Source organism: Arcticibacterium sp., assembly GCF_055134445.1.
On record NZ_JBSRVI010000176.1, the window covers coordinates 52,540 to 73,248 of the forward strand.

The following is a 20,709-nucleotide window of genomic DNA, read 5'->3' on the forward strand; positions in this document are numbered from 1 at the left end:
GGTTATTTCGGGACTATCGTAGAATGCAGTAAGGCAAGTTTCCAACCCTCCTTTGTTTTAATGGCAGAGCCACTTTCTAGCCAGTGAAGCTTCACCACGGATTTACCATCAATCCGTATATCAGCATAATTTTGATAGGCTATCCAAGCTGTTTTGCCTTCGACTTTTATTTTTCTGGCATTTGCTCTGTCAATATAAGAATAGACAGAATCAAGATTCCATACCACACCAGCTTCAAGAAGAAGGAAGTCTTCTGTATAGTATTGTGTTACCGTCTCCTTATTTTGTTTACTGAAGATGTCATCAAAAGAGTTTTGAATCAAGCTTTTTAGCTGTTCTTCGTTATTGTTTTTTTGAGCCTTTAGCGTTATGGATAAACTAAAAAGTAAAACAAGAAAAGCTATTTTATTTACAACCATAACATTCTAAACTGTTTAATTCTGGACTTCCACCACTATTACCGACACCAGACGAGATATAAATTTTGTTACCCACTTTGGCTGCACCTATAGCATGTCTTCCTCTAACCAAGTGCGGGAGTGTAGTCCATTTCATGGTTTTCAGGTCAAAGGCCTCTACCTCATTATGAGCCAATTTTTGGTCAGCGGCTTCACCACCTATAAAAAGGACTTTCGAGCCCAAAGTTGCCACGCCAGGACCAGCTCTTAAAGTAGGGATGTTGGAACCCTCTACGGTAGTCCAAGTTTTGGTTTTGAAATCATAAATGTCTGTAAAAGGCACTGTGAGCGTCATTACTTCGCCTGTTTTATGTCTGGATTTTCTGCCGGCAGCTATTACCACTTTGTTTTTTACTACACCGGCAGCTACATGGTCTCTTGCATTTGGTGAGTCGCTTAGTTCTCTCCAAGCACCCGTTTTTGGATCATATTCGTCAAACCAAGCTACATGACCATCCCAGTGTCCGTCTATAATTCCGTTGACCACATAGATTTTGTCTTTGTAAACAAAACATGCGGCAGAACCTCTTTTTCTTGGGATTTTAGGACCCATTCTCCATTCGTCTTTCTCGGGATTGTAGATATAAACATTCGGGATAGGTGTTTCATGCGGGAAAGGACCCGTTAATGCTCCTAAAACGTAAATTTCACCGCCAAATGCGACGGCCTGAAAGTGATGTATCTCTAAAGGTAATTCTCCTTTTTTCTCCCAAGTATTGGTTTTGGTATCGAAAACCTCCATCGGTTTCATACCTCTACCGCCAAAAAGGTATAGTTTTTTGCCAATGGCCACCATGGAGTTTTCACCACGGGGGGTGCTTTCGCCAATGGTTTCCATTATATGCCAGTTTTGAGCCGACACTTGGAGGCTAATAGCCAAGAAAAGTAAGGTTAAAATTTTCTTTGTTAACATTATAGGGTTGAGTTTTAAAAAAAGGCCTGAACTGGGAACAGAGCAGGCCTTTCGATATTATTGGGGTAATAGTCTATAAACAGTGCCTGGGTCTTCTATTCCTACATATATAAAACCATCTGCAGCTTGGGTTACATTTCTTAGTCGACCGATATTAGGTAGAAGTTTCTCTTCACTGTCAACTTTTCCTTCCTTGATGGCCACTTTGTTCACGTATTTAAAACGAAGAGAACCGGCTAAAATATCTCCTTTCCAAGCACCATATTTATCTGATGTTACATATGCCATACCGCAGGGTGCAATAGAAGGAATCCAATATAATTCTGGCTGAAGCATGCCTTCTTTCTCTGTAATATCGGTAAATGTGGTGGCGTCGTAATTTATACCATAAGAGATAACAGGCCAACCATAATTTTCTCCTTTCTTAATAATATTCAATTCGTCTCCGCCTCTTGGGCCATGCTCGTGCTCCCAAAGGGTATTTGTTGCTTGATCGAGATCCAAACCTTGTGGATTTCTGTGGCCATAGCTCCAGATAGATTTTACAGCATTAGGCGTGTTGTAGAAAGGGTTATCCTCAGGGATACTACCGTCGTCTTTTATTCTGTGAATTTTACCACAGTGATTTTCCAAAGATTGAGGGTTCTGATCTTTCATTCCTCTATCTCCCACAGAAACATATAAGTATCCATCGTTATCAAAAATCATTCTGGCTCCATAATGATGGCGGGTTGGGAAATAGGGTAGAGCTTCAAAAATTTCTTCTTGCTCTGTCAGGGCGTTGCCTTTAAGTTTAGCTCTTAACATGGCAGTGGTGGCCACCACTCTTCCATTTTCTTTTTTATGTTTTGCATAGGTAAGGTATAACCAGCCCGTCTCCGCATAGTTGGGATGTAGTTTAATATCAAAAAGCCCGCCTTGACCAACGGCCAAAACATCGGGTATACCAGAAATTTGGATTTTACTTTTATCAGAAGCTACTTTCCATAATTCCCCTGATCTATCCGTTACCAAAAGTTCGCCTGTGGGTAATGTAACCATTCCCCAAGGGCTGCTTAAGCCTTCAATCATGGTTTCCAATTTGACCGTTATACCTTTAGACTTATAGGTGTCTGTTTTTTCAATTTCTTTAAAGTCGTATTGATCCACAGTACTTAAGCTGCTCACTATTAAATCTGCCAATTTTGCGATATCCTGTGGCTGAATAGTGCTTCTCCAGATTGGCATACCTGAGTCTATGTAACCGTTGCTAATACTGGCAATAATGGAATCTTTAGTGTTACCATGTTTCCATTGTCGGTCTACAAAAGCTTCTACTTTTTCGCCATGGCAAGATGAGCAATATTTAGCATAAATGGCTCTAGAGTCTGTGAAGTCATTTTGATTATTATTGACGTTGTTTACGCCAGATTTTTTGGTGCAACTAGCAAAAACCACCAGACATATTAGGAAAGAGGAGAGTCTTAACATTTAAATAAAGTTTATTTTAGTGGTGAATTTAGGTATTTGGATTGAAAGAGAAAATTGGGTGTGAACCTTGGTGGCAATTATTCGCAGTTTTTGAAGACATACTGACGCTTTCTAACAGTTTATTTTTTTTGGAGCATAATAAATGGCAAAACCTTTTTTAAAATGGGCGGGCGGAAAAACGCAATTGTTTCCCGAAATAGAGGCAAGATTGCCAGACTTAGTAAAACATGAGCCTTTTGTTTACGTCGAACCATTTGTGGGAAGTGGAGCGGTATTGTTTTGGGTATTGCAGCATTTTCCATGGGTAAAAAAAGTGGTTATAAATGATATCAATTTAGACTTATGTGGTTGCTACGAAGTGGTGAGAAATGACGTGGAAGAATTGATTTCTGTTCTAAGTAGATGGGAGCAAGAGTATTATGCTGTTTTAGGAAATGAAAAGAAGAAAAAAGCTTTTTTTTACGCCAAACGAGAGCTTTTTAATCAAAGGAACTCCGACCAAGTTTCACAAAGTGCTCTCTTTATCTTTTTGAATAAAACGTGTTTTAACGGTCTTTTTAGGGTCAATAAGAGGAATGAGTTTAATGTGCCCATTGGCAGTTATAAGAAACCGAAAATTTGTAACAAGAAAAACTTAAGGGAAGTCTCTTTGTTACTTGAGAAGGTGACAATCTTAAATGGAGATTATCAAGAGGCCATGCAGCATATAGAAGAGAAGGCTTTTTTTTATTTGGATCCACCCTATAAACCAATAAATAGCACATCCAGTTTTAACACCTATGCCCAAAAAGTATTTGGTGATGACCAGCAGGTGAGGTTAAAAGAATTTTGTGACCTTCTAGAAAAGAAAGGTCACAAATGGATGCTGAGTAATTCTGATGTAAAAAATTATAACTCAGACGACCATTTTTTTGACGATTTATACGCCGATTACGTCATAAAGAGGGTAAACGCAAACAGAAGAATAAATGTAGACGCTGCTAAAAGAGGTCATTTAACAGAGCTGCTTATTTCTAATTTCTAGATCAGGTCTCAAAACGCATGTGTTTTACCGACTTTCCAGACTCGCAAAGTTCGTTTAGGGCATCTATGCCTATCTGAATATGCTTTTGAACAAAATTTGTGGTGACTTTCTTATCGCTCGCTTCAGTTTTTACGCCATCTGGAGTCATAGGGTTATCTGATACTAAAAGCAATGCTCCATGAGGGATAGAATTCACAAATCCTACTATAAAAATAGTGGCAGTTTCCATGTCAATACCCAATGCTCTGATATCTCTAAGATAGTCCTTGAATTTTTCGTCATGCTCCCAAACTCGTCTGTTAGTGGTATATATGGTACCCGTCCAGTAGTCCATGTTGTGTTTGATAATCATTTCAGATACAGAACGTTGTAGTCTGAAAGATGGTAAAGCAGGTATTTCTGGGAGAGCGTAATCATTACTGGTTCCTTCCCCTCTAATAGCAGCTATTGGCAGGATGAAATCGCCCAAGTTTGTGATTTCCTTTAAGCCACCACATTTACCTAAAAACAAAACCGCTTTTGGCATCACGGCAGAAAGTAAATCCATAACAGTAGCTGCCATAGCACTTCCCATTCCAAAATTGATGATGGTAATATTGCCAAAAGAGGCCGTTTGCATGGCTCGGTCTTTCCCTTTGACTTCCACGCCAAATTGTTCTGCAAACATCTCTACGTAATTGCCGAAATTTGTCAATAATACGTAAGGTTTAAATTCACTTAGTTCGGTTCCTGTATATCTTGGGAGCCAGTTTTTAACGATGTCTTCTTTGTTTTTCAATAATATGTTATGTTTGATGAAATGAAAATGGAAAGTCTAAACTTGCCGTCTTTCGACTGCAAAATTACTGAAATTGAAGGGAAAAAGAGGATTTTTGATCCCGTTCGAAAGAAATATGTCGTCTTAACTCCCGAGGAATGGGTACGTCAGCATGTCATACACCTTTTGATTGAGCATTTGGGATATTCTAAAACTCTTCTGAAAATAGAAAGTGGCTTGTCCTATCATGCCTTAGATAAACGGTCTGATATTTTGGTTTTTGACAGAAATGCTAAGCCATATTTATTAGTGGAATGTAAAGCCCCTGAGGTTTCGCTGACTAAAAAAACCATTAGTCAAGCATCAATATATAATAAGACATTAAAAGCTCCTTATGTATCCATAACAAATGGATTTAAAACCTTTTGTTTTGAAATGGATTTTGAGAATTCTTCTTCACTACAATTGAATTCTTTGCCACCGGCTCCTTGATTTTTTATTAAGAAAAATTAAGAATTCGCATACATGACAGTTTCTTAAGTATTCTTTTGGTATTTTTAGTCTCTAGGAAATAGGTGTTTTGACGATCTGTTTTTCTGACGTGTCGATTTTGGGTTAACTGAATAGTTGACTACAAAGTGAATAGCTGACAGAAATCAGATGAAGTAATAGGTTTTATTTTATCAGACAGAAAGGTCTTCCTATAAATGGCTATATAATTAAATGCTCAGAAAATTAGGCTCAAATAAAATCTGGATTGTACAGGCGGTTTCTATCTCTGTACTTTGTATTAGTTCTTTGGCTATTTTTGGCTGGCTGATAGATTCCTTTAAAATCATTACTGTTTTTTCTGAGACAGCTACCATGAAGTTTAATACCGCCTTAGGCCTTTGGCTTTGTGGTTTATGTCTTCTTATGCCACCTTCCAGTTTGTATATTGTTAGGAAAATAGTTTTAGGCGTAATTTTAGGAATAGGACTAATCACCGTTTTAGAATACATCTTTCTACCTTCTTTCACCATTGACAACCTTTTTCTCCAAGACAAGTATTCCATAAGGTTTCCAGGCAGGATGTCTTTAGGGACGGCCATTTGTTTTATTCTTTTGGCTATGGCCATGTTTTATTCCAGTCGTAGGGCTGTTAGAGAGAAAAGAAAGGCCCTATATTTTTTGTCAATTATTGTATTTATCTGCTTTCTTTCTATCATTACTTTTGTTCTACAAATACCGCTAGGGATACGGTTATTTCTCATAGACACTATGTCTATAAGTACTTCGGTGCTGTTTTTGTTACTCTCTCTGGCACAATTTAAGAAGAACGATTCCTACGGTTTGGCTAGGCCGTACCTCAAAGATTTGGCTGGAAATAAAATGGTAAACTCGTTACTATTTTTTGTCATGTTATTTCCACTAATCTTAAGCTATCTGCTTCTTTTTTTTACCAATAGTGGATTAATTGATTTTCAGTTTGGTATTATTATTTACACGGTTCTACTCACTTTTTCGGGTATTATTTATGTATTTTATCTTGGCGTGAAGCTGAATAAGGTGGATTTCAAAAAAAAGAAACTTGAACAGTTTTTTAGGGATTCAAATCAGGAACTCAAACAGTTTAAGTATGCCTTAGACCAAAGTTCATTGATTACCATATTTGATGGCGATGGAATAGTCAAATACGCCAATGATAAGTTTTGTGAGGTGTCTCAATATTCTAAAGAAGAGATTATAGGGAGGCATTATGGCAACGTGTCAACGAGCTTTTATAATGAAGAATTCTATGCAGAAATCAGGAAGAAATTGGAGCATAGAAAAGTTTGGTATGGAGGGATAAAGAGAAGAGCCAAAGATGGCAGTATCTATTGGGTTCATGCCGCTATAATACCATTTCATGACGACATGGGTTATAACTATCAGAATTTAGCCATTCTTCAGGACATTACCACGCAGAAAGTTCTCGCAGAAGATTATGAAAACCTAAAACTTAAAAGTGCCGAGATAGAGCAGTTTTCATATATAGCCTCACACGATCTTCAAGAGCCGTTAAATACACTCAGGTCTATTTTAGGCCTTATGGAGGAAGAATATGGAGATAAACTAGACGATAATGCTAAGAAGTACATGGAGTTTATGACCCAAACTTCTACTAGAATGGAGGATTTGATAAAAGGCTTGTTGGATTATTCTAGATTAGGGAGGGATGGGGAATTGTTAGAAGTAAATACAAAGGAAGTCGTATCGCAGGTTTTTGATGACCTTTCTTATGTTATTGGTCAGAATAAAGCGAATGTTTTAGTAGAAAAATTGCCTGTTTTACAGGTTTATCCCGTAGAGTTTAGGCTGTTGTTGCAAAATCTTATCAGTAACTCTGCTAAGTTTAACAGGAAAGGTGTAACACCTGAAATCAAGATTTCAGCAGAAGATAAATTAGATTATTGGGAGTTTAAGATAGCTGATAATGGCATAGGAATAGAAGCGGAGCATAGCCAGAAAGTTTTTGCCATTTTTGCTAGATTAAATGATAAAAGAGATTTTGAAGGAACAGGGATAGGATTAGCCCATTGCGAGAAAATAGTAAGACTACATGGTGGTACCATTTGGTTCGAATCAGAATTGGGCGTCGGTACTACATTTTATTTTACGATAAATAAGAACCTTAACTAATGAGTTTGTGAAAAAAAAGAAGGTAAACAGTATTTTGCTAGTGGATGATGACCACATCACTAACTTTATACATAAAAAAATTATTAGCAATCTAGACTGTGCAGAAGAGGTACAAGTAGCTAACAATGGCTTAGAGGCTATAAATTTAATTTTAGAAAGCTCGTTAGGGTTTCCAAACCTGATATTTTTAGACATTAATATGCCCAAAATGAATGGTTGGGAGTTTTTAGAAGCCTACGGCAAAATAGATAATGAAGAAAAGAAGGAAACGATTATTATTATTCTAACCACCTCTCAAAATCCAGATGATTTTGAAAAAGCCAAATCTAATCCTTTTGTGAAGGTTATAGAAAACAAACCCATGACAAAAGTAATGCTTGGAAACTTGGTCGATTATTATTTCAACTAGTTTAGTCTTAACCTGAATCTAGCGTTATAGTTTATGCATCTTTTCCATTTGCTTGTGGCGGCGATTCTGATGAGTCCACTCTTGCCAAGGATGTAACTGGCAATTAGACTTTATTTATACGCATAGAGAGCAAGCAGGCGAAAGCCCTTTGCCAGCATCTATTAATCCAAGCGAAGGAAGATTCCTTACTTTAAATGCTGGTGGTTTATGCAGTTTGAAGGAGTTAGGCGTATCTACGGCCAGATTTAATTATATATCAAAAGTTGATTATTCTGGAGCATATACTATAAATGGAGGTATTTTAGAACTCCAAATGGAGAAGGAATGACATACCGAATTTGAGTTGTTAAAGGTAAAAACAGTGAACAAAGAAATGTTAAGACTAGACCAAGATAAATCGCTTAGTCTTGGCAGGTTTAGAGAAGAACAAAGCCTGGCTTTCAGACGAAAAATAAAACGAGGTATTTCAATATGTTAATCAGTATCAAGATTATGAAGTTGAGGTAGAGTTGTTGAAGGAGTAGATAATTTTGATGAAATAACGCTCCATGTATGTAGAACAAAAAAAGACCTCGCAGAACAAATCCACGAGGTCTAATAAAAAGGCGTAAGCCCCTAATATCGAACTACAGTTATCGAAGAACAAAAACTAATATCCAATATCAAAAAAAAGAATATCGATAAGAATTAAGCCATCTCCTCAAAAGTTCTATTCACAAAGTCTGTCAAATGACCTCCTGAAAGCATTCCTTGAGAAAGAAGAGCTAAATCATGCAATTGTTTCGCATAAACTTGTCTTCTGTCTTCACCTTTCATTTTAAGCATTTTCGCAATGATTGGGCTGTTTCCATTTACTACTAAATTATACATGGTTGGCATATTGCCCATCATGCCCGCTTGGCCGTTAAGTTTGTTCATGTCCGTCCATCTACGCATAAATTCAGGCTGAACGATACTTACTGGGGCGTCATCGGCAGGAAGAGCTTCTATCTGAACCACGTTATTTCCAGCTAATTCTTTGAAAAGACTTTCTACTTTCTCCTTTTCTTTTTCGCCAAGAACAGACTCTGTCGTTAAACCTTTGTCAACTAATTTGTCAAAAGAATCGCCATCCACACGTTTGAAGCTTACTTTTTCAAGTTTCTGCTCCATAGTGTTAATGAAGTGAGCGTCCAAGACATCGTTAAGAACCAATACATCAAACTCTCGTTTCTTAGCTCCTTTAATAAAGGCGTCTTGTTTCTCGGTGTCCGTGGTGTAAAGAAGAATGGTGTTTTCGTCTTTGTCTTTTTGAAGAGCCTCTACTTTAGTTTTGTATTCTTCGGCCGTGAAGTACTCATTCTCTGTGTTTTTGAACAATAGGAAATTTTGAGCTCTGTCGAAGAATTTGTCGTCAGAGATAATTCCGTATTTCACAAACAGGCCAATGCTATCCCATTTCTCTTCAAAAGACTTGCGGTCATTATTGAAAAGTTCTCCCAATTTATCAGCTACTTTTTTAGTGATGTGGCTGTTGATTTTCTTAACATTTCCGTCTGCCTGTAAATAACTTCTAGATACGTTTAAAGGAATATCTGGAGAGTCAATAACCCCGTGTAGTAATTGCAAGAATTCAGGAACAATGTCTTTTACATTATCCGTAATAAAAACTTGACGGCTATATAATTGAATGCCTTCTCTGCTTAACTGGAAATCTTGTTTGATTTTTGGGAAGTAAAGTACGCCTGTCAGGTTGAAAGGATAGTCTACATTTAAGTGAATCCAGAAAAGTGGGTCTTCGCCCATTGGGTAAAGCTCTTTATAAAAACTCACGTAATCCTCATCTGTCAAATCAGAAGGAGATTTAACCCATATTGGATTCGGATTGTTGATGATTTCTTCTTTGAATTCAATCTCAACAGGAAGGAATTTTCCGTATTTATTAAGAATGGTTTCAATTCTAGCATCTTCCAAAAACTCCTCAGAGTCTTCTGCCACATGAAGGATAATATCTGTACCTCTTTCTGTTTTTTCAATGTCAGAGATTTCGTACTCTGTGGTACCGTCACATAGCCATTTAACGGCTGGAGCATCTTGGTAAGACTTTGTATGAATTTCTACCTCTTTAGCGACCATGTAAGCCGAGTAAAAGCCAAGTCCAAATTGACCAATAATAGGATTCTTATCGTCTACATCTTTATATTTTTCTAGGAAATCTTTAGCACCAGAAAAAGCTATTTGATTAATATATTTTTTAACCTCATCAGCGGTCATTCCTAAACCTCTGTCGGAAATGGTGATGGTTTTAGCTTCTTTGTCTACTGATACTTTGATTTTTAAGTCTCCCAGTTCACCATCAAATTTGCCCATTGAAGAGAGCTTTTTGATTTTTTGAGTGGCATCTACCGCATTAGAAACAAGTTCTCTTAGGAAGATCTCGTTGTCTGAGTATAAAAACTTCTTAATTATCGGAAAGATGTTTTCCGTATTAATGGAAATACTACCTTTTTCAGTTGACATGTTATCTTATATTTTTGATTTAAACAATCTTATTTGTGATTTGCCTTTCGGCATTTAAGGCTGAACAAAGGATATTCCAATTGCCAAAAGGCTGACAGATTGACAGTTTTGATTTGTGGAGATAAGATTTATTTAAAATAAGAGTACTTTTATGTCATATCGCGTGTACTAAATAATTACCGTTAATAGTGACGGTCTCACCTCATGAAAGTAATCTCATGGCAGTTTTTTTTCCTAGCTTTTCTATTTCTGGCTTGTGTAGATACTTATGACGTAAGTATAAAAAGTAACATGAAGTACCTCATAGTAGAAGGAACTATCACAAACGTTTTTGATCAAGAACAAACAATCAGAATCTTTGAAACGGACGACCAAAGTGATTTTATTAGTACGGATTTTACCAAAACCATTTTTTCTAAAAATAATGAGGCTGTTCCGGTTTCAAATGCCAAAGTAGAGGTGATTGAGAATGATCATATAGTTCATGTTTTGAAAGAAGTCTTTCCAGGTATTTATAAAATGCCAAATGGTTTTTTAGCTCAAGTGGGCAATGAATATAAATTGAATTTTATGACGAGCGATGGCAAGTCATACGCATCTAGCAATGAACGGATGAAACCTGTAGCAGATGTTGCAAATTATAATATCAAGTTTAATCCAGAGGGTGTGACTAAACCTAGGCTTTTCAATATTCAAACACCCTCACATGACTTCTATTTAGATTTTAATGATCCTGCAGACGAGGCTAATTTTTATAGTTGGTCGTGGACAGATTATGAGATTCAGAATGTATGTCATACTTGTAAACAAGGTTTATATTATGCCGCGGATGAGTCTGCTGGAAGCACAGGAGGATGTATTACCAATACCAGTTTGAATGTAAATACCCAATATGATTATAAATGTCAAAGCTTATGCTGGGAGATATATAAAGGCGATGATATCATTATTTTTTCGGATGTGTTTACCAATGGGCAGCCTCAGAAAAACAAATTAATAGCTCAAATTCCCGCTTTTCAATCAAATAGCTGCTTGGTGGCCATACAGCAGAAATCACTTACGGCTGGGGCCTTCAGGTATTTGAAACTAATAGAAGACCAATCGGTCCATTCGGGCTCGCTGGCGGATACGCCGCCTGCTCCAATTAAAAGTAATGTTCTAAACGTGAATGCCAAAGAAGAGTTAGTGCTTGGCTACTTTACGGCTTCTGCAGTAAAAGAAATAAGACATATGTTAAGCCGGAGTGATGTTCCGGATTTGTTGCCTAATAGGATTTTTAGCATTTTAAATAATAGGGATGCGGTTTTTGAGTCAGACGGTGAATTTAGGTCTTTGGTGCCGCTAGCTCCTTGTGTTTCAGCTACGACTAGAACTTCAGACGCACCGAGAAATTGGCAATTTGGAATATGAGAAAAGTGCAACTTTTAATCCTGTTTCTTGGTAGTTTTTCGGGTACTTACGCACAGATTTTTTGCTCGGGTCAGGTTTTAGATTCTTTGACAAGCCAACCGCTAGAAGGGGCGTCCATTATCCTTAATCATGAAGGAAAAAAGAGCGGGATGACTTCTGATACCGAAGGTAGATTCAATATTATACTTCCTTACGCCGATAATGCCATTCAAATTAGATACACAGGTTATGTGTCAAGCTGGATTTATCTGGATAAAGGTGTGTCCCTTATAGATGGAATTATTAGGATGGAGGAGGTTTCTAATACGCTGGAGCAGGTTATTGTGTCCACTAAAGGATTTGATCAAAACGTACGGAAACCCGTTTTGGGTGCCAATAGCATCAATATGAAAACACTTCAGAAAATTCCAGCGGCTTTTGGTGAGGTGGACCTTTTTAGAAGTATTCAAATGTTGCCTGGTGTGACAAGCGTTGGAGAGGCATCCAATGGCGTCAATATTAGAGGCGGAACTACCGACCAAAACCTCATTTTGATTGACGATACGCCAGTGTTCAATCCTACGCACATGTTTGGTTTATTTTCTGTAACACCGCCTGATGCTGTCCGAAATCTTGATTTATATAAAGGAAATGTACCTGCGAGGTATGGCGGAAGAGCCGCATCTGTATTGGATGTGGCTTTACTTAATCCAGATTTAACAAAGTTCACTGCGAAAGGTGGCATCAGTCTGATTTCGGAAAAACTGATGCTTAATGTACCTGTAATAAAAGATAGATTGGGTATTTATGTGGCAGGAAGAGGTTCTAATCACGATGTTATTTTGCCCATCATTTCAGATGATTTAGAGCATATCAAAACCAAGTTTGGAGAATTGGTAGGGAAAGCCTTTTGGAGGGTAAGTGATAAAAATACATTTACCGCAATGGCTTATTATAGCACTGATTATTTCGAAACAGATTTGTTGGCGAATTTGCCTAACGTAGTCGGTACTACCACCTATTTTCAACATAATACTTTAAACGGGAGTGCTAAATGGTCCCATATTTTCAATAACAAGCTAGACTTGCAAGCAGCGGTCATTGTGGCAGATTATCAACCGAATATCGCTACGAAAGAAGCCGATACCCAAAATGATATTAAGTTAGAGTCGGGCATTTTACAAAATCAAATCAAAACAAACCTCTATTATCAGTATCAAAAACACAAGACAGAGGGAGGGCTAATATTTACCAATTATGCCCTTAATCCAGGTCGCTTAAATCCAGGAAATAGTACCAGTGTCAATGAGATTGTGACGCCATCAGAGCAAGGCAATGAACTAGCCGCCTATTTAGATGATGAGTATGCTATAAATGATGATTTGGCAGTTTCTATGGGTTTACGATATAGTTATTTTTATAATTATGGAGCTGCTGAGGTTCGTACTTATATAGCAGGCGAACCTCGCGATGATTTTTCTGTAGCAAAAGTAACGCAGTATGGAAAAGGGGAAAAGATTGAAAACTATGGCGGCTTAGAGCCGAGATTTGGTCTGCGGTACTCTATCAGTTCTAAGAGGTCTATTAAATTTGGTTATAATTTAATGCGACAGTACCTTCAAATAGTGTCAAACACCACTACGCCTATTCCGACTTCAAGATGGAAAACGGCAGATACCAACATTAAACCTCAAATCAGTAATCTCTTTACGGCAGGTTATTATCATGCTTTTGAAGATGATATTTACGAGGCTACCATAGAGGCTTATTACAGAACTACCCAAAATATCATGGATTATAAGCCCGGGGCGGATTTTTTGCTTCAGCAATTTCCGGAAACCCAATTAGTGCAGGGGCAAAGCAAAGCTTATGGTTTAGAGCTTATGGTTTCCAAGAAAAAAGGAGTGCTTACTGGTTGGGCAAATTATACCTATGCCAGAACATTTAATAGGGTAGATGCTAGTGTGCATCAGTTGGAATTGGTTAATGGAGGCGACTGGTATGCCGCAAATTATGATAAACCCCATACATTTAATACTTCATTAGAATTTCATGTAGACGAACATAATTCCTTCTCCTTTAATTTTGTGTACAGTACGGGTAGACCGTACACTCAGGCGGTGGGGTTCGTGAGTTATTTGAATAGTTTATATCCTTTTTATGATCAAAGGAATAATGAAAGGATTCCTGATTATCACCGTCTGGATTTCTCATGGAATATTTACAATCCTTCTATGAAGGAAAAAAGGTGGCAAGGCAGATGGGCTTTTTCTGTATATAATTTATATGCCCAGAAAAATGTTTATTCGGTGTATTTCAAGACAAAGGACAGCCAAACAAAAGCCTATAAGCTTCAAATATTAGGTGCTCCAATAGTTTCTCTAGCGTATAATTTTACCTTTGAGTAAGTAAAACTTTATTGAAAAGGTGGCCTAGGAATTGAACGTGGCAGGCAAATTGTTCGTTAAAAGTTAAATGAAAATCTAAATAAATGGAAAAGCAGTTTTTGCAACATATTTACGAAAAGCATCAAAAAACGGAAGCTGTGCCACAAACCAAGAAAATAGGGGAGTGGGCAACGGAGGTTTTTCATCTTTTATTTCCAGAACAAGCAAAAGATTTCTTCCCAAGTATTGACGAGATAGAAGGGGAAATCTGGAACTTAGGAAATGAACTAAAACTCATTTTGAATGCTACAGATAAATGTAAAGATTGTGATAATGGAGAAAGAGCAAATATTTTCAAAGAATCTCTTCCAGAACTTTTCAGACTTTTAAGTGCGGACGTGAAAGCCATTATGGCTGGTGACCCTGCTGCTACCAGTGAGTTTGAAATTATCAGAGCTTATCCAGGATTTCATGCCATTTCCTTTTACAGGTTGGCTCATTTGCTTTTAAAAATGGATATTCCTTTAATTCCAAGGATTTTGACGGAGTTCTCACATTCTCAAACGGGAATTGATATTCACCCTGGAGCAGAGATAGGAGAGAACTTTTTTATTGACCATGGTTCCGGAATTGTGATTGGTGGTACATCGGTCATCGGTGAAAATGTGAAAATATATCAAGGTGTAACTTTGGGAGCATTAAGCGTAGACAAAGCTTTAGCCAACGTCAAGAGGCACCCAACGGTAGAGAGTGGAACCGTAATTTATGCCAATGCCACTATTTTAGGTGGTCAAACAATAATAGGTGCTAACAGTATCATTGGTGGTAATGTTTGGCTCACGAAAAGTGTGCCTGCCAATAGTATTGTATATCACAAACCGGAAATAGAAGTTAAAGAAAGAGAATTAGTTTAATTATGGCTACGATAGTAGATTTAGTAGGAAACACCCCTTTGGTAGAGTTAAAAAGGCTCAACCCACATTATAAAAATAGCGAGAATCCTAAGGTTAAGATTTATGCCAAATTAGAAGGTGATAATCCTGGCGGTTCTGTTAAGGATAGAGCGGCCTTAAATATGATTCAGTCTGCTTTGGAAAGAGGAGACATAAAGCCTGGAGATAAGTTGATAGAAGCCACTAGTGGCAATACTGGAATAGCTTTGGCTATGATAGCCTGTCAATATGATTTACAGATAGAATTGGTGATGCCAGAAAACAGTACCGTGGAGCGTGCTAAAACCATGGAAGCCTATGGTGCCAAAGTGACACTATTGGATGGTATAGAAACATGCCGCGATTATGCCGATGAAAAGGGCAAAGAAGATGGCTATTTTCAGTTTAACCAGTTTGCTAATCCTGACAACTATCTTGCTCATTATAAAACAACAGGGCCTGAAATTTGGAGAGATTCGGATGGAAAGGTAACGCACTTTGTGAGTGCCATGGGTACTACGGGCACCATTATGGGCACTTCTATGTATCTGAAAGAGCAAAATCCTAATATTCAGATAGTGGGTTGTCAGCCAACAGAAGGTTCTTCTATTCCTGGAATTAGACGTTGGCCAAAAGAATACCTGCCTGAAATATTTGATGAGTCACGTGTTGATAGAGTTTTTGATATTTCTACGGAAATTGCTGCCAAAACAGCGAGAGATTTGGCAAAAATAGAGTCTATTTTTGCAGGAATGAGCAGTGGAGGTGCGGCCTCAGCGGCTATTGAGCTTGCTTCGGAGTTGGAGCACGGTAATATTGTATTCATTGTTTGCGACAGAGGAGACCGTTATTTGAGCAGCGATTTGTATAGCTGATTGACCGAAATTATTTTTTAGCTTTGAATATGGATATACAAAATCAAAAATCGAATTGGTCAAAGAAATCTAGAATCTGGAGAATCCATCTTTAATTCAAAGCATGTTTGATTTGCTTAAGTCAGAAGAAAAGGATGCTTTCGAATTGACAGAAATTGAGGAAAAAGAAATTCAAATAGGGATAGAGCAATTAGATAAGGGTATGAGAGTACCTGCAAGAGAATTTCTACAGAAATTTTCTTAAATGAAATACAGGGTATATTTTTCTGTTTTTGCTTCAGAGAAGTTGGAAAGATTGATTCCTTTTATCGAACAGAATTGGGGTATTTCCACTAAAAATAACTTCTTAAAAAAGTTATATGTCTCTTTCGATAAAATAGAGCGTTTGCCAGAGTCTTCCATTAAACTTTCTAGCTTTTCAGGAGTTTATAAATGCGTCGTAACTCGGAGAACAACCTAGTACTACAGAATTAAGGGAAGAGAAATTGAGATTATCACGTTAACTGACAATCGTCAAAATCCTAAAATGATTCACGAAGAACTAATAGCACTTTTCAATAAACAATAAAACATGCAAGCACTACATTTAGTAGCACCGAACACTTTAGAATTGGTGGAATTAGAAACGCCGAAAGCCACTAAAAAGGGTCAGGTTTTAATTAAAATGGCGTATTCGCCAATAAACCCAGCCGATTTAGCCTTTTTGACGGGTCAATATGGTATTCAAAAACCTTTTCCTGTGGTACCAGGTTTTGAAGGTAGTGGTGAGGTGATAGCTTCAGGTGGAGGTTTTTACGCTAATTATCTTAAAGGGAAAAAGGTGGCTTGTGTGGCCTCTGAACAAGGTGATGGTACCTATGCTGAGTACATGTTAACTGACGCTACCAAATGTGTGGTTTTGGGTAAAAATGTAGCTATGGAACAGGGAGCCATGTCTTTCGTAAATCCACTTACTGCCGTTGAATTATCCGAAAATGCTTTAAAAGGTGGATACAAAGGTATTGTGATGTCTGCCGCTGCCAGTGCTTTAAGTGGCATGGTACAGTATCAAGCGAATAAAAAAGGTTTGAGCTTTGCGGGCGTAGTACGTAGGAAAGAGCAAGTAGATAAATTAAAAGAAAGAGGAGTAGACTATATTGCTAACTCCTCCGAGGAAGATTGGCAAAAGGGACTTGCTGACTGGGCAAAACCACAGGGGAAAATGCTTTTTTTGGATGCAGTTGGCGGAGGAATGTTGCCAAGTCAGATTTTAGGAACGCTTCCTATCATGTCAAAAATGGTAATTTATGGAAAGTTAGACTTGGAGCATGATAATATTATAGATGGTCGTGATTTTATATTCAAGGAATACGAGATTTCAGGATATTGGCTGAGTAAAACGGCTTCTAGAAAAAGCTTTTTTCAGACCTTGATGGATACCAGAAAAGTACAGGCGATGCTAAAAGATGGCTTTGAAACAGATATTAATGCTAAGTTTAACATTAAGGATTTTGCCAAAGCAATAGAAACCTATACCACCCAAATGTCTGCAGGGAAGGTATTGTTTGAGCTGTAGAGTTATTTTTCAAAGTAAAGCTCCAAAACGGTTCAGTTTTGGGGCTTTTTACGTCAAATCCTACGCCCAAACTCCAATTACGGCACCCATAATTATCAACATAATTATCTGGTATCCTGCATTGATAAGCCAAAGTTTGATGGATTTTCTTTCATAGAGCATATTGATACCCATGGAAGTAGCAAGAAACATAAGACCGACATAAAGACCATGCATGGCTCCAACTTGCCAGTTGATATCGCCATCTTCATGACCACGCAGCATAATGGCCATTCCTAGTCCCATGATTAACATCATGACAAAGCTTCCACCAAAAATCTTGACCATGTTGGCATCTTTAAGGTCATCTTCGGTCATGCCGAGTTCAGCTTGCCAAGCTTTCGAGAAAAGAATGGGGCTGTACCAAAGCGATCCGAACATCCATCCGGCTAAAGCTCCTACTAAAACTGCTAAGAAGTTAATGTTCGAGAAATCCATATTTGTAAGGTTTAAGGTTTTGAAGAAAACAAATACTTATTTAAAGGTATATAAAGTCGTTACTAATATACGTTTATTCATAAGATGGCAAACAAAACGATGATGAAACTAGCTTACATTTTAGTGATTTTATCCCTCTTTTCTTGCAAAAAAGAGTCCGTTACAAGTCTTAGTTTTGGAAACTGGGGAACAGAACATGCCTGGCTCACGGTGGCGTCCAGCGGCAATTATTTAGAGTTTGACTGTGCCCATGCAACCTTCCAAAACCCTCAAAATATAAAGGACAATAAATTTGAAGTGGCGGCACTGTATTTTAGAGAATCGGGAGCTTACCTTGACGATGAATCCTTTTATGCTGCCATTGAGGCTAGGGTTTCTGGTGAAATTTTAAAAAACGGTAACCTAAAGTTGACACTATTTGTAGGCGACGACTTACAAGATTATGGAACTTACATGTTGGTCTATAATAAGGAAGCAAGGGTGTATAAGTGTGCCTAACCAATATTATGGACGAAATTTCTTTTGCATGCCGTTTAGGAAATTTCTTAGGTATTGGTCATTCATTTGACGGTATTGACCTTGTTTAGGATTTCTTAAAAAAGCGGAGATTTCGTGCTCACTTAGGTTAGCCCCTGCCAGTTTGAAAATGGCCATAACCTCATCAGATTTTAAATCAAGGGCAATCTTTAATTTTCTCAGAATACTATTATTGCTTAATAATCGCTCAGGCTTAATGATTGGGCCATCTTTGGGACCTCTTTTTTTAATGATGAGACCGTCTAAAAAAGTGCACAATAGAAAATCGTCAATAGGGACGAAGGTTTCTTCTTCTTCATGCTTTAACCAGTCGCTCACCATAGCTCTGCTGGCTCTGTAGTTACCTAGTTTGAAGATTTCCATCATGGCGTCGTCAGAGAAATCGAAAGCGTATCTAACGCGTTTAAGTATATCGTTATTGGTCATTTGTGATTTTAAAGTTAATCCATACCAAGATGAAAAGAAACCTTGGTATGGAAATCTCCTTATTTAGCCATGGTTGTTTCTACTTCGGATACGGTTTTAGGAATTTTATCTCCTAAAATTTGATGACCCGTTTCTGTGATAAGAACATCATCCTCAATACGCACGCCGCCGAAATCGTAATATTCTTCCAGCTTAGCATAGTTAATGTTGTCCGCAAACATTTTGTCGGCTTTCCATTTTTCTATCAGTTCTGGAATGAAATAAAGCCCTGGCTCCACAGTAACTACGAAGCCAGCTTCTAGCTTTTTCGCCAAACGTAAAGATTTTAATCCGAGCTGTTTGCTTCTTTCCAAGCCTTCTCCATAGCCTACTAAATCTTCACCTAAATCTTCCATATCGTGAACATCCATACCTATCATATGACCTAGACCGTGTGGCATAAAAAGGCCTCCAAGCCCTTGCTGACTAAGCTCTTCTGCATCTCCTTTGATGATGCCTAAGTCTTTTAGTCGGCCCAGCATAAGTGTGTTACTGGCAATGTGTACGTCTCTGTAGCTTACTCCAGGTTTCAAGGCATTAATGGAAGACTCTTCCATCTCTAATACGATATTGTATATTTCTTTTTGTTTAGCTGTAAATTTCCCAGATACAGGCATCGTTCTCGTTATATCGCCCGAATAGCACATTTGATTTTCAGCACCCGAATCATTTAAAAGCATTCGATCACTGCTCATGGTATTGTCGTGACCATGATTGTGGAGGGTTTGGCCGTTGATGGAGAAAATTGCTGGGTAAGCCAGATAGCAGCTGTTTGCTTTAGCTACCTTATATATTTCGGCTACCACCTCAAATTCCTTTTTACCAGGAGCGGCGTTCTGCATAGCGGCAATGTGCATTTCTCTCGAAATATTCACAGCGTGAGTCATCTGGGTTATTTCTTCAGCAGATTTATAAGAACGTAGGTTTATGACCTGATTTATAAGTTCTTTTGATGCTCCAGTTTTTACTTCAGCGATAGGGGTTTTTAACCATTCAGACAGCTGAATAATGTTGTCGTGTCTGTAGATTGGTAAGAAATGGATTTTTCTACCGGTATTTATCGCTTTTTCAATGATTCCAGATACGGCGGAGCTAGGTCTTAACTCACTAATACCCACTTTTTCGGCCTTGGCATTAATGGTTTCTTGCTGTCCAATCCAGATAATGTCTTCAATGGTAAATTCATCGCCAAATAATATTTCTTCACCCGAATCGGTGTCAATAATGGCATTTAAGCCGGTTTGACTAATTCCGAAGAAGTATAAGAAGCTGCTATCTTGTCTGAATCTGAAATGATTGTCTGGGTAATTAATTGGAGATTCATTGTTCCCCATGAATAAGATCAATCCAGAACCCATAGAAGATTTTAGTTTTGCTCTTCTGTTTATATATGTTAGACTTGGGAATAGTTTCATATTTTTTAGCTTGATGATATGCAAATCTAGCATTCATAGCTGAATTAATCACGTGAAAGGTTAAATTCTGAGGTTTTTAGAGCGTTTTGAAATATTTTTAAAATTATTTGGGGTGGCTTATTGCATAAAAATAATAAGTGTGCTACTTTTGCACTCCGATTTGAGGCAAACAAGTTTGTTTTGAGTCCTGAGGGTCCCATAGCTCAGCTGGATAGAGCATCTGCCTTCTAAGCAGACGGTCGCACGTTCGAATCGTGCTGGGATCACATAAGTTAGAGACACTTAGTAGAAATGCTAGGTGTTTTTTTTCGTTATGGCATAACAACTTTCTTCTGTAGGCTATTACCAAGAAGCTCTTGACGGGTCAAGAGCAAAATCTGGGGGATGAGTTCTTTAAGCATAAATTTGACATAGTCTAAAAAGGAAGAATTCAATACTCCTGACACCTCTAAACCTAGATCTAAAAGCTTTGATTTTCGCATTGAA

General features: G+C 37.8%; 20 protein-coding genes and 1 tRNA gene. 13 read left to right on the forward strand and 8 right to left on the reverse strand.

All coding sequences use genetic code 11. The features are described from left to right. Positions 1 to 2: 2 nt before the first annotated feature. The 3 genes from ACTBZY_RS23410 to ACTBZY_RS23420 are packed head-to-tail and all read right to left on the reverse strand — an operon-like array spanning position 3 to position 2,841. Positions 3 to 419: a nuclear transport factor 2 family protein gene (locus ACTBZY_RS23410; RefSeq protein WP_463048827.1), complete on the reverse strand. Its 417-nt coding sequence runs from the start codon at positions 417 to 419 to the stop codon at positions 3 to 5. Continuing rightward, complete coding sequence (locus tag ACTBZY_RS23415) at positions 406 to 1,371, reverse strand: Kelch repeat-containing protein (protein ID WP_463048828.1); 966 nt, start codon at positions 1,369 to 1,371, stop codon at positions 406 to 408. Before ACTBZY_RS23415 ends, ACTBZY_RS23410 begins: the two co-directional genes overlap by 14 nt. A 57-nt stretch (positions 1,372 to 1,428) precedes the next feature. Continuing rightward, a complete protein-coding gene (locus ACTBZY_RS23420) occupies positions 1,429 to 2,841 on the reverse strand; it encodes a PQQ-dependent sugar dehydrogenase (protein ID WP_463048829.1) in 1,413 nt (470 codons plus the stop codon). 142 nt (positions 2,842 to 2,983) lie between these two features. Here ACTBZY_RS23420 and ACTBZY_RS23425 point away from each other — a divergent pair, with 142 nt between their 5' ends. Further along, positions 2,984 to 3,865 carry a DNA adenine methylase gene (locus ACTBZY_RS23425; RefSeq protein WP_463048830.1) on the forward strand — a complete coding sequence of 294 codons (882 nt, stop codon included), beginning with the start codon at positions 2,984 to 2,986 and terminating at the stop codon, positions 3,863 to 3,865. Between the two features lies 1 nt (position 3,866). Here the strand turns inward: ACTBZY_RS23425 and ACTBZY_RS23430 are convergent, their stop codons facing one another. Beyond that, on the reverse strand, positions 3,867 to 4,643 hold the full coding sequence (locus tag ACTBZY_RS23430; protein ID WP_463048831.1) for an AMP nucleosidase: 777 nt from the start codon (positions 4,641 to 4,643) through the stop codon (positions 3,867 to 3,869). A gap of 27 nt (positions 4,644 to 4,670) precedes the next feature. Here ACTBZY_RS23430 and ACTBZY_RS23435 point away from each other — a divergent pair, with 27 nt between their 5' ends. The 4 genes from ACTBZY_RS23435 (at position 4,671) to ACTBZY_RS23450 (ending at position 8,020) form a co-directional block, all read left to right on the forward strand. Next, the gene (locus ACTBZY_RS23435) at positions 4,671 to 5,114 is read left to right on the forward strand and encodes a type I restriction enzyme HsdR N-terminal domain-containing protein (protein ID WP_463048832.1); all 444 of its coding nucleotides are present in this window, start codon (positions 4,671 to 4,673) and stop codon (positions 5,112 to 5,114) included. A 231-nt stretch (positions 5,115 to 5,345) separates the two neighbouring features. Then, positions 5,346 to 7,283, forward strand: coding sequence for a PAS domain-containing sensor histidine kinase (locus ACTBZY_RS23440; RefSeq protein ID WP_463048833.1), 1,938 nt, complete (start codon positions 5,346 to 5,348; stop codon positions 7,281 to 7,283). A gap of 7 nt (positions 7,284 to 7,290) precedes the next feature. Continuing rightward, a complete protein-coding gene (locus tag ACTBZY_RS23445; protein ID WP_463048834.1) occupies positions 7,291 to 7,692 on the forward strand; it encodes a response regulator in 402 nt (133 codons plus the stop codon). 148 nt (positions 7,693 to 7,840) lie between these two features. Further along, the gene (locus tag ACTBZY_RS23450) at positions 7,841 to 8,020 is read left to right on the forward strand and encodes a hypothetical protein (protein WP_463048835.1); all 180 of its coding nucleotides are present in this window, start codon (positions 7,841 to 7,843) and stop codon (positions 8,018 to 8,020) included. 359 nt (positions 8,021 to 8,379) lie between these two features. Here ACTBZY_RS23450 and htpG read toward each other — a convergent pair whose 3' ends face one another. Further along, entirely contained in the window at positions 8,380 to 10,191 is a 1,812-nt protein-coding gene (htpG, locus tag ACTBZY_RS23455) for a molecular chaperone HtpG (protein WP_463048836.1), read from the reverse strand. A gap of 204 nt (positions 10,192 to 10,395) precedes the next feature. On the opposite strand from htpG, the gene ACTBZY_RS23460 reads away from it, so the two are divergent. From ACTBZY_RS23460 to ACTBZY_RS23485, 6 genes are all read left to right on the forward strand, one after another. Beyond that, complete coding sequence (locus ACTBZY_RS23460) at positions 10,396 to 11,601, forward strand: DUF4249 domain-containing protein (protein ID WP_463048837.1); 1,206 nt, start codon at positions 10,396 to 10,398, stop codon at positions 11,599 to 11,601. Further along, positions 11,598 to 13,988, forward strand: a complete 2,391-nt coding sequence (locus tag ACTBZY_RS23465) for a TonB-dependent receptor (RefSeq protein ID WP_463048838.1) — start codon at positions 11,598 to 11,600, stop codon at positions 13,986 to 13,988. Before ACTBZY_RS23460 ends, ACTBZY_RS23465 begins: the two co-directional genes overlap by 4 nt. An 83-nt stretch (positions 13,989 to 14,071) precedes the next feature. After that, a complete protein-coding gene (epsC, locus tag ACTBZY_RS23470) occupies positions 14,072 to 14,881 on the forward strand; it encodes a serine O-acetyltransferase EpsC (RefSeq protein ID WP_463048839.1) in 810 nt (269 codons plus the stop codon). A gap of 2 nt (positions 14,882 to 14,883) precedes the next feature. After that, positions 14,884 to 15,774 (forward strand): cysteine synthase CysM, encoded by an 891-nt coding sequence (cysM, locus tag ACTBZY_RS23475; RefSeq protein ID WP_463048840.1) that lies wholly within the window; start codon positions 14,884 to 14,886, stop codon positions 15,772 to 15,774. 103 nt (positions 15,775 to 15,877) lie between these two features. Next, on the forward strand, positions 15,878 to 16,018 hold the full coding sequence (locus ACTBZY_RS23480; RefSeq protein ID WP_463048841.1) for a hypothetical protein: 141 nt from the start codon (positions 15,878 to 15,880) through the stop codon (positions 16,016 to 16,018). A gap of 327 nt (positions 16,019 to 16,345) precedes the next feature. After that, on the forward strand, positions 16,346 to 17,329 hold the full coding sequence (locus ACTBZY_RS23485; RefSeq protein WP_463048842.1) for an alcohol dehydrogenase catalytic domain-containing protein: 984 nt from the start codon (positions 16,346 to 16,348) through the stop codon (positions 17,327 to 17,329). A gap of 60 nt (positions 17,330 to 17,389) precedes the next feature. Here ACTBZY_RS23485 and ACTBZY_RS23490 read toward each other — a convergent pair whose 3' ends face one another. Then, entirely contained in the window at positions 17,390 to 17,806 is a 417-nt protein-coding gene (locus ACTBZY_RS23490) for a DUF1761 domain-containing protein (RefSeq protein WP_463048843.1), read from the reverse strand. Positions 17,807 to 17,905: 99 nt separating this feature from the next. Between ACTBZY_RS23490 and ACTBZY_RS23495 the strand changes: the two genes are divergently transcribed. Beyond that, positions 17,906 to 18,304, forward strand: a complete 399-nt coding sequence (locus tag ACTBZY_RS23495) for a hypothetical protein (RefSeq protein WP_463048844.1) — start codon at positions 17,906 to 17,908, stop codon at positions 18,302 to 18,304. A gap of 6 nt (positions 18,305 to 18,310) precedes the next feature. On the opposite strand, the gene ACTBZY_RS23500 is transcribed toward ACTBZY_RS23495, so the two are convergent. Further along, positions 18,311 to 18,769, reverse strand: a complete 459-nt coding sequence (locus ACTBZY_RS23500; protein ID WP_463048845.1) for a YehS family protein — start codon at positions 18,767 to 18,769, stop codon at positions 18,311 to 18,313. A gap of 59 nt (positions 18,770 to 18,828) precedes the next feature. Continuing rightward, positions 18,829 to 20,223: an aminopeptidase P family protein gene (locus ACTBZY_RS23505; RefSeq protein ID WP_463048846.1), complete on the reverse strand. Its 1,395-nt coding sequence runs from the start codon at positions 20,221 to 20,223 to the stop codon at positions 18,829 to 18,831. Positions 20,224 to 20,415: 192 nt separating this feature from the next. On the opposite strand from ACTBZY_RS23505, the gene ACTBZY_RS23510 reads away from it, so the two are divergent. Continuing rightward, a tRNA-Arg gene (locus ACTBZY_RS23510) sits at positions 20,416 to 20,489 on the forward strand. The last annotated feature ends 220 nt before the right edge of the window (positions 20,490 to 20,709 follow it).

Coding starts and splice junctions, on each gene's coding strand:
- ACTBZY_RS23460 (WP_463048837.1), top strand. CDS start 10,396: ATGAAAGTAATCTCATGGCAGTTTTTTTTCCTAGCTTTTCTATTTCTG.
- ACTBZY_RS23425 (WP_463048830.1), top strand. CDS start 2,984: ATGGCAAAACCTTTTTTAAAATGGGCGGGCGGAAAAACGCAATTGTTT.
- ACTBZY_RS23480 (WP_463048841.1), top strand. CDS start 15,878: ATGTTTGATTTGCTTAAGTCAGAAGAAAAGGATGCTTTCGAATTGACA.
- ACTBZY_RS23435 (WP_463048832.1), top strand. CDS start 4,671: ATGGAAAGTCTAAACTTGCCGTCTTTCGACTGCAAAATTACTGAAATT.
- ACTBZY_RS23410 (WP_463048827.1), bottom strand. CDS start 419: ATGGTTGTAAATAAAATAGCTTTTCTTGTTTTACTTTTTAGTTTATCC.
- ACTBZY_RS23440 (WP_463048833.1), top strand. CDS start 5,346: ATGCTCAGAAAATTAGGCTCAAATAAAATCTGGATTGTACAGGCGGTT.
- ACTBZY_RS23505 (WP_463048846.1), bottom strand. CDS start 20,223: ATGAAACTATTCCCAAGTCTAACATATATAAACAGAAGAGCAAAACTA.
- ACTBZY_RS23490 (WP_463048843.1), bottom strand. CDS start 17,806: ATGGATTTCTCGAACATTAACTTCTTAGCAGTTTTAGTAGGAGCTTTA.
- cysM (WP_463048840.1), top strand. CDS start 14,884: ATGGCTACGATAGTAGATTTAGTAGGAAACACCCCTTTGGTAGAGTTA.
- ACTBZY_RS23485 (WP_463048842.1), top strand. CDS start 16,346: ATGCAAGCACTACATTTAGTAGCACCGAACACTTTAGAATTGGTGGAA.
- ACTBZY_RS23415 (WP_463048828.1), bottom strand. CDS start 1,371: ATGTTAACAAAGAAAATTTTAACCTTACTTTTCTTGGCTATTAGCCTC.
- htpG (WP_463048836.1), bottom strand. CDS start 10,191: ATGTCAACTGAAAAAGGTAGTATTTCCATTAATACGGAAAACATCTTT.
- ACTBZY_RS23420 (WP_463048829.1), bottom strand. CDS start 2,841: ATGTTAAGACTCTCCTCTTTCCTAATATGTCTGGTGGTTTTTGCTAGT.
- ACTBZY_RS23500 (WP_463048845.1), bottom strand. CDS start 18,769: ATGACCAATAACGATATACTTAAACGCGTTAGATACGCTTTCGATTTC.
- ACTBZY_RS23495 (WP_463048844.1), top strand. CDS start 17,906: ATGATGAAACTAGCTTACATTTTAGTGATTTTATCCCTCTTTTCTTGC.
- ACTBZY_RS23465 (WP_463048838.1), top strand. CDS start 11,598: ATGAGAAAAGTGCAACTTTTAATCCTGTTTCTTGGTAGTTTTTCGGGT.
- epsC (WP_463048839.1), top strand. CDS start 14,072: ATGGAAAAGCAGTTTTTGCAACATATTTACGAAAAGCATCAAAAAACG.